This window comes from Micromonospora cremea (genome assembly GCF_900143515.1).
Classification (GTDB): Bacteria; Actinomycetota; Actinomycetes; order Mycobacteriales; family Micromonosporaceae; genus Micromonospora; species Micromonospora cremea.
In genome coordinates, this window is sequence record NZ_FSQT01000001.1 from 1295100 (window position 1) to 1308637 (window position 13538).

The 13538-nt window shown below is 75.5% G+C and carries 12 protein-coding genes; 4 read left to right on the plus strand and 8 right to left on the minus strand.

Annotation, left to right across the window (positions count from 1 at the left end; translation table 11 throughout):
• Positions 1-29: 29 nt before the first annotated feature.
• From BUS84_RS05755 to BUS84_RS05785, 7 genes are all read right to left on the minus strand, one after another.
• Entirely contained in the window at positions 30-1451 is a 1422-nt protein-coding gene (locus BUS84_RS05755) for a DUF6297 family protein (protein WP_074309375.1), read from the minus strand.
• On the minus strand, positions 1448-2071 hold the full coding sequence (gene ccmA / locus BUS84_RS05760) for a heme ABC exporter ATP-binding protein CcmA (RefSeq protein ID WP_074309377.1): 624 nt from the start codon (positions 2069-2071) through the stop codon (positions 1448-1450). Before ccmA ends, BUS84_RS05755 begins: the two co-directional genes overlap by 4 nt.
• Before the next feature lie 85 nt (positions 2072-2156).
• Positions 2157-4535, minus strand: coding sequence for a tetratricopeptide repeat protein (locus BUS84_RS05765; RefSeq protein WP_074309379.1), 2379 nt, complete (start codon positions 4533-4535; stop codon positions 2157-2159).
• The gene (locus BUS84_RS05770) at positions 4532-6298 is read right to left on the minus strand and encodes an ABC transporter permease subunit (RefSeq protein WP_084757240.1); all 1767 of its coding nucleotides are present in this window, start codon (positions 6296-6298) and stop codon (positions 4532-4534) included. The genes BUS84_RS05765 and BUS84_RS05770 overlap by 4 nt, the downstream gene beginning before the upstream one ends.
• Positions 6295-7575: a type 2 periplasmic-binding domain-containing protein gene (locus tag BUS84_RS05775; protein ID WP_074309383.1), complete on the minus strand. Its 1281-nt coding sequence runs from the start codon at positions 7573-7575 to the stop codon at positions 6295-6297. Before BUS84_RS05775 ends, BUS84_RS05770 begins: the two co-directional genes overlap by 4 nt.
• The gene (locus BUS84_RS05780) at positions 7572-8204 is read right to left on the minus strand and encodes an ATP-binding cassette domain-containing protein (protein WP_159450988.1); all 633 of its coding nucleotides are present in this window, start codon (positions 8202-8204) and stop codon (positions 7572-7574) included. The genes BUS84_RS05775 and BUS84_RS05780 overlap by 4 nt, the downstream gene beginning before the upstream one ends.
• 103 nt (positions 8205-8307) lie before the next feature.
• Positions 8308-9300: a helix-turn-helix transcriptional regulator gene (locus BUS84_RS05785; RefSeq protein WP_074309388.1), complete on the minus strand. Its 993-nt coding sequence runs from the start codon at positions 9298-9300 to the stop codon at positions 8308-8310.
• Positions 9301-9344: 44 nt separating this feature from the next.
• Here BUS84_RS05785 and BUS84_RS05790 point away from each other — a divergent pair, with 44 nt between their 5' ends.
• Together BUS84_RS05790 and BUS84_RS05795 are read left to right on the plus strand one after the other, a co-directional pair.
• Positions 9345-9824, plus strand: a complete 480-nt coding sequence (locus BUS84_RS05790) for a hypothetical protein (RefSeq protein ID WP_074309390.1) — start codon at positions 9345-9347, stop codon at positions 9822-9824.
• Positions 9824-10282: a hypothetical protein gene (locus BUS84_RS05795; RefSeq protein ID WP_074309393.1), complete on the plus strand. Its 459-nt coding sequence runs from the start codon at positions 9824-9826 to the stop codon at positions 10280-10282. The genes BUS84_RS05790 and BUS84_RS05795 overlap by 1 nt, the downstream gene beginning before the upstream one ends.
• Before the next feature lies 1 nt (position 10283).
• Here the strand turns inward: BUS84_RS05795 and BUS84_RS05800 are convergent, their stop codons facing one another.
• Entirely contained in the window at positions 10284-10949 is a 666-nt protein-coding gene (locus BUS84_RS05800) for a TetR/AcrR family transcriptional regulator (protein ID WP_074309395.1), read from the minus strand.
• A 112-nt stretch (positions 10950-11061) separates the two neighbouring features.
• Between BUS84_RS05800 and BUS84_RS05805 the strand changes: the two genes are divergently transcribed.
• Complete coding sequence (locus tag BUS84_RS05805) at positions 11062-12588, plus strand: flavin-containing monooxygenase (protein ID WP_084757244.1); 1527 nt, start codon at positions 11062-11064, stop codon at positions 12586-12588.
• 66 nt (positions 12589-12654) lie between these two features.
• Entirely contained in the window at positions 12655-13536 is an 882-nt protein-coding gene (locus BUS84_RS05810) for an SDR family NAD(P)-dependent oxidoreductase (RefSeq protein ID WP_074309397.1), read from the plus strand.
• Positions 13537-13538 lie beyond the last annotated feature (2 nt).

Consider the following 13538-nt stretch of genomic DNA (forward strand, 5'->3'; position numbering starts at 1 on the left):
GTCCGGGGCCGACCGGGCGGTCCGCCCGGTCAGCCCACGAGCAGGCGGACCAGGACCAGCACGGCGAGCAGCGCCGGCCCCCGCGCGCCCTGGCGCAGCAGGTCGACCGGGATCATCCCGAACGGCGTGTTCACCGTCGCCCCGCCGTAGTCGATCGCCGGTCGGGTGGCGGACCGCCAGGCGGCGGCCACCACTCCGAGCGCCAGCGTCGGCGCGAGCCACGCCGGCCCGCCGTCGACGGTCGACAGGGTCAGCAGCCACCACAGGCCCGCGCCGACTGCCGGCACGACCACGTGGATCCCGCGCAGCGCCGCGTCACTGCCACCGAGCGCCCGGCGCAACCCGGGCGACCGGCTGACCGACCGCAGGCCACCGGTCAACCGGTCGGCGGCGAGGTAGCCGAACACCACCTGCGCGGCACCGGCCAGCCCGGGCAGGGCGAGCGCCGTGGCGTACTGGACTCCGATCAGCGCCGCCCAGATCAGCAGGGCGCTGGGGTGGCGGCGGAGCCGGCGCACGTCGGCCTGGAGCAGCGCCCACCAGCCGGGGCCGGGCAGGAACCGGCTGCTGCGCACCCGGCCGATGCGGCGCCAGCGCCGGCTCTCCACCAAGCCGGTGAGCAGGCTCGGGTCGAGCAGGATCGTGGCCGTGGCGGCGGCGTTGGCGAACTGCGCGCCGGTGGTCAGGGTGGCCCGGTCCACCCGGGGCAGCGCGCGGACCGCGAGGACGGTGGCGACGACCGCGAGAGGCACCGCGACGGCCACCAGGGCGGCGGTCGGTGTCGCCGCCGGCCGGGGCAGTCCGTCGCCGAGACGACCGACGAGCACCACCAGCCCCGTGATGATGGCGGCCGCCAGCAGCGGCACCGCCCCCGCCACGGCCGGCCACCGCCGGCCCGCCCGGCTGCTCTGGGCGACGACGCTCAGCGCCAGCGCGGCCGCTCCCCACCCCGCGCCGGCCGCCGCCGCCCAGCCCAGCGCGGTCGGGTCGCTGACGCCGCCGAGCGCCGCCACGGCCACCCCGAGCAGCGCGGTGCCGGCCGCCGCGGCCGTCAGCAGGACGCCGAGGCGTGGCGTCAGCCAGGTCCGCCGGTCGACCGGCGCGCTGGTCACCCAGCTCTGGGTCGCCGGGGTGACCAGCAGCGGACCGAGCGCCCGCAGGCCGCGCCAGGCGAGCCCGGCGCCGGCCAGCAGCGCGGCGACCGCCAGCCACCAGCGCACCCCCGGATCGGCCCGGCCGACGGTGGGGGAGTTCAGCATGTCGCGGCTGGCGCTGATCGCGAACCAGCCGTACATGCCCACGAAGAGGACCATGACGTACGCGTCGCCCAGCACGTCGCCCAGGGAGTGGTCGTGATGCCGGCGGCGGGCCTGGCGCAGGCGCGTACGCACCTGCCGGGCGGTGGGCACCCCGGCCGGCGCGTCGGCGACGGTTGCCGGCGGGGCGGTCACCGGCCGATCTCGATGCGCTCGTCGACCACCGCGTCGATCAGCTCCGGGTCGTGCGAGGCCAGCAGCACGGCGGTGCCCGCCTCCCGCTCCCGACGCAGCCGGTCGGCCAACCACTGCCGGCCGCGTACGTCCAGCCGCTGCTCCGGCTCGTCCAGGATCAGCACCCGGCGCGGGCGGACGAAGCAGGACGCCAGCGCCAGCCGGCGGCGCTGCCCGCTGGACAGGGTCACCGGCAGTTGGTCGCGGGCCGGTTCCAGGCCCAGCTCGGCGAGCACCTCCTCGACCGGCTCGGCGTTGCCGCCGTGCGCGTACGCGACCAGCTCCAGGTGCTCGACCACGGACAGGTCGGGAAAGAAGTCGATGTCGTCCAGGGCGGCCGCCATCAGCGCCCGGACCTGGGGATCGGTCTCGTCGGCCCGGCGCCCCTGCACCCGCACCTCGCCCGCGTCCGGCCGGTCGGCGCCGACCACGCAGCGCAGGAGGGTGGTCTTGCCGCTGCCGTTGGGGCCCAGCACCACCGCGATCCGGCCCGCCTGGAGCGTGAAGCTCACGTCGTCGAGCACGACCAGGTTGCCGAAGTTGCGGCTAAGTCCCCGCACCGAGAGCGCATCCACGGTCACACACTCTCCCAGACCCCTGCAACCGGCCAACCTGAGCGACCCACATCACGCGGACTCCCCGTGCCCAGGGTGGGCCGAGCGCGGATCACCGACCGGCGGCCGGCAGGTCGCTGTCGTCCTCCAGCCGGCTGTCCGCGGCGGCCTGCCCGTCGGCGTCGCCGACCTCCTCGGCCACCGCAGCCGCGTCCGCCCAGTGTCGCCGCGCCTCGGCCGGGTCGCCCAGCGCGGCGGCGGCATCGCCCAGGTACAGCAGGGTGCGCGCCAGCCCCGCGGTGGGCCGGCTCTCCTCGCGCAACCGCCGGCCCTCGGCCAGCAGCTCGTACGCCGCCCGCGCCTGCCCGGGCGCGGCGGCCAGCAGCGTCGCCCCGGCGTTGAGCAGCGCCGCCGCCCGGCTCGTCGGGTCGCTGACCGACTCGTACTCGCGCAGCGCGGCCCGCCACGCCTGCGCGGCGTCCAGGTGCTCGCCGAGGGCGGCGTGCACCAGCACCAGGTTGGTCAGCGCCGCCGCGTAGCCGCGGGCGTCACCCACCGACCGGAACGTGTTCGCCGCCCGCACCAGATGGTGGTGCGCGGTGTCCAGCTCCCCCCGGGCCAGCTGCGCCGCGCCGAGGCCCAGGTCGGTGAGCGCGTGCCCGGCCCGGTCCGCCCCCGAGCGGTGCCGGCGGGACAGCTCCAGGTGCTCCACCGCGTCGTCGAGCTGGCCCAGGTCGAGCAGGGCCAGCCCGAGGTTCATCCGGGCCTGGGCGGTGCCCCGCCGGCCGCGCTCGGCCACCGCGAGGGTGAGCGCGGCGGCGGCGCCCTGCGGGTCGTGCCGGCGCCGGCGCAGCACGCCCAGCTCGTTGTGCGCCCACCCGGCGATCTCCGGTCGGTCGTCGGCGGTCGGGGTGGCCAGCACGGTGCGGCAGACCTGCTCCCACTCGTCCAGCCGCTCGACGTGCGCCAGCCATCCGCACAGCGCCACGGCCAGCCGGAACCACCACCGGCGCACCCGGCGGGGCAGCGTCTCGGCCGCGCCGGCCGGCACCCGGACCACCGCCAGCAGCAGCTCCTGGTGCAGGTCGAACCAGCCGTACGGGTCGTCGTCCAGCGGCAGTGACCACTCCCGGTCCGGTGGGGAGCCGAGGACGGCCAGGTTGGCCGCGTGCCGTTCCGCCCGGCGGGCCAGGTGCCGGGTCAGCCGGGCCTGCGCGGCGACCCGGGCCCGGGCCGGATCGGCGTCCCGCAGGTGTAGCCGGGCGTTGCCGGCCAGCAGCGGACGGATCTCGTACCGGTCGCCGGGCGCGCCCACCACGAACGCCGCGGCGGCCAACTGGTCGAGCAGCGCGGTCACCCGTTCCGGGTGCCGGCCGGCCAGCGCGGCGATGGCCGGCCGGTCCACCGGGGCGGGGGCCAGCGACATCAGCCGGTACAGCCGGCGGGCCTCCCGGGTCAACGCCCGGTACGCGGTGTCCCGCTCGGTGACCAGCCGGGCCGCCGGCGAGACGGTGACCCGCTGGTGCGGGGGCGTCTGCACCGCGCGGCGCAGCGCGTCGAGCACGTCGGCGTGCCGCCAGCCGTGCTGGGCGGTGCGGTAGCCGAGCGCCCGGACGGTGCGGGGCTGCCGCCCGCACAGCTCGACGATCTCGCCGACGGCGGGATCGGTGCGTGGGTCGGCGCGGCGGGCCCGCGCGGCCGGGGCGGCCCCCCCGGCGGCGGCGAACAGCTCGACCGCCTCGGCCGGGCCCGGCTCGGCGATCCAGTGCGCGACCACGCCCTCCAGCCCACTCAGCGCCGGACCGCCGGCGAGCAGCAGCCGGCAGGTCCGTGCGGTGGGCGGCAGCAGCGGCCGGACCTGCTCGGGTCGGTCGACGTTGTCCAGCACCAGCAGGATCTTGCGGCCGTCGAGCTGGCCACGCAGCGCGTCGGCGGCGACCGCGAGGGCGTCCGGCCGGCCGGAGATCGGCGGAGCGGTGCCCAGCACCCCGGCCAGCGCGGTGAGCACCTGCCGGGCGGACCGGGGCCGACCGCCGCGGCGCAGGTCGAGGTAGTACTGCCCGTCCGGGAAGTCCTCCCGGCACAGGTTCGCCGCCTGCACGGCGCAGGCGGAGGTGCCCACCGCCCGCCGGCCCAGCACGGCCACCGCATGCTCCCGGGTGAGCAGCGCGAGCACCGCCTCGACGTGCTCGTCGCGGCCGGTGAAGCCGGCCGGATAGGGCAGCGTCGGCGCACCGGTGGCCGGTGCGGCGACGACCTCGGTGGGCTCCGGGCTCACCTCCCGACCGGCACGGCGCCGGCGCATCTCGAACACCACGAACCCGATCGCGCCGCTGACCACCAGCGCGATGCTGGCCGGCCCGAGCACGCTGGCCGCCAGCTCGGAGAGCATGTTGCTGGCCAGGTTGCCGAGCACCCCGCTGACCAGCGTGCCGACCGCGATCAGCACCGGCCAGCGCGGCCCCCGGCCGCTGCCGGTGGGGCCGGTCACCGGACGCCACCGGAGACCAGCCCGGCGACGAGCTGCCGCCGGGCGAGCACCACCAGCAGCACCGGCAACACCGAGGCGAGCACCGAGCTGGCGGCCAGCACGCCGCTGTTGGACACGAAGCCACGCGACTGCCCGGCCAGGAACAGCCCCAGCGGGGTGGCCTCCGGCCCGCTGAACAGCAGGCCCACCACCAGGTCGTTCCAGACCTGGACGAACTCCAGCACGCAGACCGCGACCACCGCGGGCAGGTTGTGCCGGGCCAGCCGGCGCAGCGTGTCCCACCAGCGCCGCCCGCCCAGCCGGGCGCCGCGCACCTGCTCGGCGGGCAGGTCGGCGAACGCGTTGCGCAGCACCAGCACCGCGAACGGCACGCCCAACGCCACGTGCACCAGGGCCAGGCCGCGGGAGGTCCCGGAGGAGAGCACCAGGCCCAGCACCTCGTTGACCGGCCCGGCGATGACCTGGATCGGCACGACGCTGGCGGCCAGCAGCAGCAGCCCGGTGGCCTGCGCGGCCGGCCCGGTCAACCAGGCCAGCGGGTACGCGGCCAGCAGCGCGACCACCAGCACCGTGGCGGTCACCACGGTGGCCAGCAGCAGTGTGAAGCCCAGCGTCCGCCACAGCTCGCCGCCGGTGACCAGGTCACGGTAGGAGCCGACCCCCGGCGGGGCCGACCACCAGCCGCGCGCCGCAGCGTCCACCTGCCCGTGCAGCGAGGTGGCGACCAGCACCACCAGCGGCACCAGCCAGGCCACCGCGGCACCCGCCGCGAGCAGCCGGAACACCCGCCGGGGCGGCGCCACCCGGTCCGGGTCCGGTGGTGTCTCGGCCCGCGGTGGCGGCCACGCCTGCCGCACGAACAGCGCCGCCACGAGGATCCCGCCGATGACCGCCACCAGCCACACCACACCGAGCGCGGCGCCCTCGCCGGTGGTCGTGCCACCCGAGGTCTGCCAGACCCGCAGCGCGAGCACGGCGGCCTCGTCGCGAACCGAGCCGGGGGTCATCACCAGGATCAGGTCGAAGGTGCGGCTGGTGCCCACCGCGACCAGCGCGAAGACCACCGCCACGGTACGCAGCAGCAACGGGCGCCACTGCGCGTCCCACAGCACGTGCCGGCGACCGCCGCCGTAGGCGCGTACCGCGTCGGCCAGGCTCGGCGGCACCGCGTCCAACGCGGCCCGGAAGACCAGCACGGCCAGCCCGACCCAGGCCCAGACGAACGCCGACATCAGCGCCACCGTGACCAGGCCCGGCCCGAGCAGATGCGGGGCGTCCTCGGCGGACCGGCCGGTCAGCCGCGCCGCGATCAGCGTGGCCAGGCCCCTGCTCGGGTCGGGGTCGTACATCAGCCGGAAGGTCACGCCGGTGACGACCAGCGGCAACGCCACCGGCACCAGCAGGATCAGGCGGACCAGCCCGCCCTCCTGGGAGCGGCGCGACGCGGCGGCGAGCAGGTAGCCCAGCGCCGTCACCACCGCCGGCACCAGCACCGCCCAGAGGACCGTGCGGCCGACCACCGCGCCGGTGTCCGGCGCGTCGAGCGCGGCGCGGAAGTGCTCTGCGCCGACCCAGTGACCGTCGGTGGTGACGCTGGCGTGCACGGTCCGCAGAACCGGCCACAGCACCAGACCGCCGAGCAGCAGGATCGCCGGCAGCAGCAGTGCGGAGGTCGCTCCGGCCGCCGGGTAGGCCCGGCCGCGCCGGGGCGGCCCCACGTCGTCGAGCACGGCCAGCTCGCCGAGCACGCGAACCTGGCTCATCGGCCGCCACCCGCCCTGCGGGCCGCCGCGGCGAGGTGCCCGGTGGCCCGGCGCACCGCCTCGCCGGCGGGCACGCCGTCGGTGACGTCGGCGAAGAAGTCCTGCATGATCCGCCAGATGCCCACGCCGTCGGAGCCGGTGAACGGGCCGGGCAGCTGGTCGGAGAGGTCGAAGCGCAGGGTGCCGGGGGCGCGCATCTCGCCGGCGAGCTTGTGGCGGACCGGGTCGGTGTAGCTGTCCAGGGTGATCGTGGTGTTCGGCGACAGGTAGCCGCCGGCGTCCACCCAGGGCTGGAACGAGTCGGCCCGGGTGAGCCACTCGACCAGCTCCACCCCGCCCCGGGCGTCGGCGAACGCCACCGCCGCATCACCGCCGACGATCAGCGGGCCGCCGCCGCCCGGCCTGGCGCTCGGGAACCGGAAGGTGGCCGGCTCCTCCGGGCCACGCCGGAACCTGCCGACCACCTCGTCGGTGAAGTCGGCCTCGAAGACCATCACCGCCCGGCGGGAGCGCACCACCTGGATCACCGACTCCTCGTACTGGGTGAGCAGGGCACGGCGGCCGCCGCCGGGGAACGCGCCGTCGATGCTCCACAGCTCGGCGAGCTGGTCCAGGGCGTCGCGCACGGGCCGCCCCTGCCAGTCCGCGTCCGGCGCGGCGAGCGCGTCGTAGGCGTCGGGCGCCAGGTCGGCGAGGACGTTCTCGAACCAGTCGGTGAGCACCCAGCCGTCCGCCGCGCCGATCGCCAGCGGCGCCGGGCCGGACCCGCGCCGGGCGAGCGCGCCGAGATCGCGGGTCCGCGTGACCAGCTCGTCCCAGCTGCGCGGCGGGTTGGGCAGCACCGACGGCAGGTGCCAGATCAGGGACTTGTGCGCCGCCTTCACCCAGACGCCGTAGCGCCGCCCGCGGGTCATCAGCAGGTCGCTCAGCCCGGTCGGCACCGCGTACTCGGTCGACGGGCGCACCGGGCTCAGCCAGCCCCGCAGCGCGTACTCGGTGACCAGGCCGGGGCGCGGCAGGATCGCCACGTCGGGGCTGGTGCCGGCGAGGTGCCGGGCGCGCAGGAACGCGTCGATGTCGTTGCCGGCGCTGACCACGTGCACCGGGGCGGGGTAGCCGGCGACGACCCGCCGGAACCGGTCCAGCTCACTCCCGCTCCAGACCACCGCCACCTGCACCGACCGGGTGCCGCCGGCGCAGCCGGTCGCGGTGGCCGCAGCGCCGGCCGCGGCGGCGCACAGCAGGGTACGCCGGGTCGCCCGGCCTCCGGCCGTCACCGGACCGTCCCCTCGGGCTCGGTGACCAGGTCGTGCCGGCGCGGGATCTCGACCAGGGTGGCCGGGTCGGCGGTGCACACCAGCACGGCCACCCCCGGCGCGTCCGGTGGGGACAGTCGGGGCAGCAGGTCGCCGAGGCGGCTGCCGCCGGCCGGCTCGGCGGGCAGGTCGACGACGAGGACCTCGGGCAGGCAGACCGCGGCCCGGGCCAGCGCCACCCGGAACCGCTGGGCGTCGGAGAGCAGGTGCGGCAGCAGGGCCAGCGTCGGGGCCAGCTCCAGCCGGTCCACCACGGTGGCCGTCCAGTCGTCGGCCACCTCGTGCACCCGTTCGCGTTTGCGCTGGCCGTACTCGATGTTGCGACGCACGGTGAGCTGCGGCAGCAGAGCGCCGCCGGCGGGCACGTAGCCGATCTGCCGGCGCGGCGGCGGCAGGGCGGTGACGTCCCGCTCGCCGACGATGACCCGCCCGGTGACCGGGGCGGCGAGCCCGGCCAGCACCCGGGCCACGGCCGTGCCGACCCGGGGCGGCGCCACCAGGGCGGCGGTCGTGCCGGCCGGAACCTCGAGGGTCACCGGCCCGGTGCCGGGGACGGCGACCAGTGCGCGTAGCCGTAACGTGACCCTCACCTCCGGTGACCGCTGGTGACCGTCCCAGGGTGGCACACCGCGCCGACAGTCGATGCCCCGTGGATCCTCCATTGTGGAAGACGTGAACGGTGGCGCGGGCCCGCTACCGGGCCGGCTGGTCGGTGGGGGCGTAGAGGGCGGCCAGCCCGGCCGCCGTGGCGGAGAGCCGCTCGCGCAGCGCGACCGGGGTCAGCACCTCCACGTCGGCTCCGAGACGCAGCAGGTCACCGTGCGCGTGGGTGAGCGACTCGATCGGCAGCACCGCGGTCACCCAGCCCTGGGCGTCCGGCGGCCCGGCGGTGGCGTCCACCGCGGCCACCACCGGATCGCTGCCGATCTCCCGCAGCCGCTCCCGGCCGCCCGGGGAGAGCCGCACGGTGGCCTCGTCCTGGTGCAGCCGGGCCCGGAACTGCGCCACGTGCGCCCGCCACCAGGCCGGCAGGTCGAAGTCGGCCGGCCGGTCGAACTCCTGCGCGAGGGGGGTCAGCGCGAGGATCTGGTTGACCCGGTACGTCGCCGGGGCGCCGCGGCCGGGCCGGTCGGCCACCACGTACCACCGGCCGCCCTTGAGCACCAGCCCGTACGGCTCCAGCACCCGGGTCACCTCGCCGCGCCAGCTGCGGTAGCGCACCTCGATGCGGTGCTGCCGCCAGACCGCCTCGGCCGTGCGGGCCAGCTCGGGGGAGGCGTCGCCGTCGGCGTACCAGCCGGGCGTGTCCAGGTGGAAGCGTTGCTGGAGCTGGGTGGCCCGGTCGCGCAGCGGGGCCGGCAGCGCGGCGTGCAGCTTGAGTTGCAGCGCGGCCACCACGTCGCCGTAGCCCAGCTCGCCGGCCGGCCCGGGCAGCCCGGCCAGGAAGAGCCGGTCGGCCTCCTCGGCGGTCAGCCCGGTCAACCGGGTCCGCCAACCGTCGACCAGCTGGTAGCCGCCGGCGTGCCCGGCCTCCCCGTACAGCGGGATCCCGGCGGCGTGCAGCGACTCCACGTCCCGGTAGATCGTCCGTGGCGAGACGGCCAACCGTTCGGCGAGCTGCGCGGCGGTGAGCCGGCCGTGCGACTGGAGCAGCAGCAGGAGGGAGAGAAGTCGACTGGCCCGCACTTCACTGACACTAGCTGTCAGGGGAGTCGTTCTACCGTCCCGGCATGGCTTTTCGCGACAAGGATCTACGAACGCCGGGACCGGTCATGGTGGACGGTCGGCAGCTCAAGCGGTACCACATCGACCAGCCGGAACGGCCGATCGAGCCGGAGGTGGAGAAGGCCGCGTACGACCTGCTGCCCGCCCTGCTGGCTGACGTCCAGGACGACGGCACACCCGCCGCCGGATGGGTGGTGCTGCACCGGGGCGCGGACACCGGCGCCTACCTGCTGGCGTACACCTGGGTCTGGGACAACGTGGTGGAGGTCCGTATCGCGGCCGCCGGGCAGCCCGCACTGGACTGCCCGGACGATGATCCGGCACACTTCGTCGAACTGCGCCGCCCGGGAGTGGGCTGCGTCTGGGAGTTGGCGGTGCTGGAGCACGAGCGGGCCGCCTGGGTCCGGCACATGCTGGTGCCGGAGAGCCCCGACCTGACCGGTTACCTGCACGACACACGAGCGGAAGGGCCGGTGGGCCGCTGATGGGCGACTTCGACTTCTTTGTGGGCACCTGGAACGTGGTCAACCGTCGGCTGCGCAAGCGGCTGGTCGGCTCCGACGAGTGGGAGGAGTTTCCGGGGGTGTCGGTCGCGCACGGCTTTTTCGCCGGCGGTGGCCACTTCGACGAGATCATCTTTCCGACCAAGGGCTTCGCCGGCGCCACGATCAGGCTCTTCGACCCGGTGAGCGAGCAGTGGTCGATCTACTGGATGAACAGCGGTCGCGGCGAGTTGGAGCAGCCGCCGATGGTGGGCCGCTTCGTCGACGGAGTCGGCCGCCTCTACGCCGACGACCAGCATGAAGGGCGTCCGGTGCGGTGCCGGTTCATCTGGTCGGAGATCACCGCGACCTCCGCCCGCTGGGAGCAGGCGTTCTCCACCGACGACGAGCGCACCTGGGAGACCAACTGGATCATGACGTTCACCAAGGCGGCCGAGTAGATCAGGTCGACGGCGGGGGAGTGGTGTCGCGGTAGATGCCGGCCAGCCAGAGGTCGAGCAGCACGTCCACCACGTCCCGCTCGGCGACCGCCGGCCCGTCGCCGGCGAAGGTGGCGTACCAGACTCGCTCGTTCATCGAGTTGAGCGCGATGGCGAGGTCCCGGGCGGGCAGACCGTCCGGGGCCGCGCCGCGTCGCCGCTCCGCCTCGATGGCCGCCTCGATCGCCTGCACCCAGCGCTCCAGCACCGCCGCCCAGAGCCAACGCACCTCGGCGTTGGTGCCGCGGACCTGCGCGCAGGCGAGCACCAGCGCGCGGTGCGCGCCGAACGTCTCGTGGAACCGCTGGATCAGCTCGCGCCACCGGGCCCGCGGGTCCTCGGCGAGCCGGACCAGGACGTCTCCGGCGGCCGCGTCGGCCTCCTCGGTGACCCGGTCCAGCAGGGTCAGCAGCACGGCGTCCTTGGACGGGAAGTAGAAGTAGAACGTCGGCCGGGAGATCCCCGCCCCCCGGGCCAGGTCGTCGATCGAGATGTCGCCGAACGCCCGGTGCTCCAGCAGTCGCTCGGCGGTGGCCAGGATCGCCGTCTCCCGGTCGTCGCCAGCGGAACGGGCGGCGCGGCGACCGCGCGGGCTCGCTCGCCCAGCACCGGTACGGGCGGTCGTCATGGCCGGTGATGCTACCCGAACTCGACACCCTGTCGACGCCACTCGACAGGGTGTTGACTGCTGTCGACGGCGGTGGATAGTGTCCGTCCACTGCCCCGGATGGAGGAACGTCATGACCTCCGACCACGTCGACGTGCTCATCGTCGGAGCCGGCCTGTCCGGCATCGGCGCCGCCTGCCACCTGCGCCGCGACTGCCCCGACAAGACGTACGCGGTGCTCGAGGCCCGCGACGCCATCGGCGGCACGTGGGACCTGTTCCGCTACCCGGGCGTCCGGTCCGACTCGGACATGTTCACCCTCGGCTACTCGTTCAAGCCGTGGACCGACCCGAAGGCCATCGCCGACGGCGCGGCCATCCGCGAGTACGTCCGGGAAACCGCCCGGGAGTACGACGTGCAGCGGCACGTCCGCTTCGGGCACCGGGTGGTGCGCGCCGAGTGGGACAGTGACGCCGCCCGCTGGACGGTGCACGCACAACGCACCGACACCGCCGAGACCATCGTGCTGACCTGCTCGTTCCTCTTCGCCTGCGCCGGCTACTACCGCTACGACGAGGGATACACCCCGCCGCTGCCCGGCGTCGACGCGTATGCCGGGCGGCTGGTGCACCCGCAGCACTGGCCGGACGACCTCGACCACACCGGCAAGCGGGTGGTGGTGATCGGCAGCGGCGCCACGGCGGTCACCCTGGTGCCGGCCATGGCCGAGCGGGCCGCCCACGTGACCATGCTCCAGCGCTCACCGACGTACATCATGGCGCTGCCCTCGCGCGACGTCCTGGCCGACGCGCTGCGGCGCTGGCTCCCGGCGAAGGCCGCGTATCCCGTGGTGCGCTGGAAGAACGTGCTGCTGTCCACCGTCAACTTCCAGCTCAGCCGGCGCGCGCCCGGGCTGGTGAAGCGGCTGCTGCGCCGGGCCGCGAGGGGCCGGCTGCCGGTCGGCTACGACATCGACCGGCACTTCTCGCCCCGCTACGACCCGTGGGACCAGCGGCTCTGCGTGGTGCCGGACGGCGACCTGTTCACCGCCGTGCAGCAGGGCACGGCGTCGGTGGTCACCGACACCATCGACACCTTCACGACGCACGGCGTCCGGCTGGCCTCCGGCGACGAGTTGCCGGCCGACATCGTGGTCACCGCCACCGGGCTCAACCTGCTCGCACTCGGCGGCCTGACGCTCAGCGTGGACGGCGCCGAGGTCGACCTGGCCAGCACCGTCGCCTACAAGGGCATGATGCTCTCCGGCGTGCCGAACTTCGCACTCACCATCGGCTACACCAACGCGTCGTGGACGCTCAAGGCCGACCTGGTCGCCGGCTACGTCTGCCGGCTGCTGCGCCACCTGGACCGCACCGGCCAGCACGTCGTCACCCCGCTCCCGCCGCCCGACGACGAGCGGGTGCCGCTCATCGACCTGCGCTCCGGGTACGTGCAACGCAGCCTCGACGCGCTGCCCAAGCAGGGCGCGGCCGCGCCGTGGCGGCTGTACCAGAACTACGCCCGCGACGTGCTGCTGATGCGGCACGGCCGGCTCACCGACGAGGGCGTGTGGTTCTCCCGCGCCCGCGCCCGCGGCGCGACCGCGCCGGGCGAGCCCACCGTGCCGGCCACACCACCGACCGGCACCCCGGTCGCCTGAGTGTCGCGTCCGGACGGTCCGACCCCGGCCAGGTCGCCGGGGCCCGCCAGGAAAGGAGCACCGATCGTGCAGAGGTTCGACTTCGCCGGCGCGACGGCCGTGGTCACCGGCGCGGCCAGCGGCATCGGTGCCGCGCTGGCGCACGCGCTCGCCCGCCGCGGCAGCGACCTGGTCCTGCTGGACCGCGACTCCGGGCGGCTCGACGCGGTCGCCGCCGCCATCCGGGCCGAACACCCGGACCGCCAGGTGCACACCCACCTGGTGGACCTCGCCGACGCGGCGGCCACCGCCCGGGTGGCCGCCGAGATCGGTCAGCGGCACCCGCGGATCCGGCTGCTGGTGAACAACGCCGGTGTCGGCCTCGGTGGCCGGTTCGACCAGGTGACGTTCGACGAGTTCAGCTGGGTCATCGACATCAACTTCCGGGCCGTGGCGCAGCTGACCCACGCGCTGCTGCCCACCCTCAAGGCGGAGCCCGGCGCACACCTGGTCAACGTCTCCAGCCTGTTCGGGCTGATCGCGCCGGCCGGGCAGACCGCCTACTCGGCGAGCAAGTTCGCGGTGCGTGGCTTCACCGAGGCGCTGCGCCACGAGCTGGTCGACGACGGCATCGGAGTGACCTCGGTGCACCCCGGCGGGATCCGCACCCGGATCACCGAGAACGCCCGCGTCGGCAGCGGCGTCTCGATCGAGGAGTACGCGGCCGGCCGGGCGCAGTTCGAGAAGCTGCTCACCATCGCGCCGGAACGGGCCGCCGAGGTGATCCTGCGGGGCGTCGAGCGACGCCAGGGCAGGGTGCTGATCGGCTGGTCGGCGAAGCTGCCCGACCTGCTGGCCCGGGTCATGCCGGCCTCATACAACCGGCTGCTGGTCACCGGTTTGAACCGGGGCGTCGTCCGCCCGGCGCCCACCGGTGCGGTGCCGGCCGCCGACGTCGGCCGCGGCTGACG

Coding starts and splice junctions, on each gene's coding strand:
- BUS84_RS05770 (WP_084757240.1), bottom strand. CDS start 6,298: ATGAGCCAGGTTCGCGTGCTCGGCGAGCTGGCCGTGCTCGACGACGTG.
- BUS84_RS05805 (WP_084757244.1), top strand. CDS start 11,062: ATGACCTCCGACCACGTCGACGTGCTCATCGTCGGAGCCGGCCTGTCC.
- BUS84_RS05795 (WP_074309393.1), top strand. CDS start 9,824: ATGGGCGACTTCGACTTCTTTGTGGGCACCTGGAACGTGGTCAACCGT.
- BUS84_RS05790 (WP_074309390.1), top strand. CDS start 9,345: ATGGCTTTTCGCGACAAGGATCTACGAACGCCGGGACCGGTCATGGTG.
- BUS84_RS05800 (WP_074309395.1), bottom strand. CDS start 10,949: ATGACGACCGCCCGTACCGGTGCTGGGCGAGCGAGCCCGCGCGGTCGC.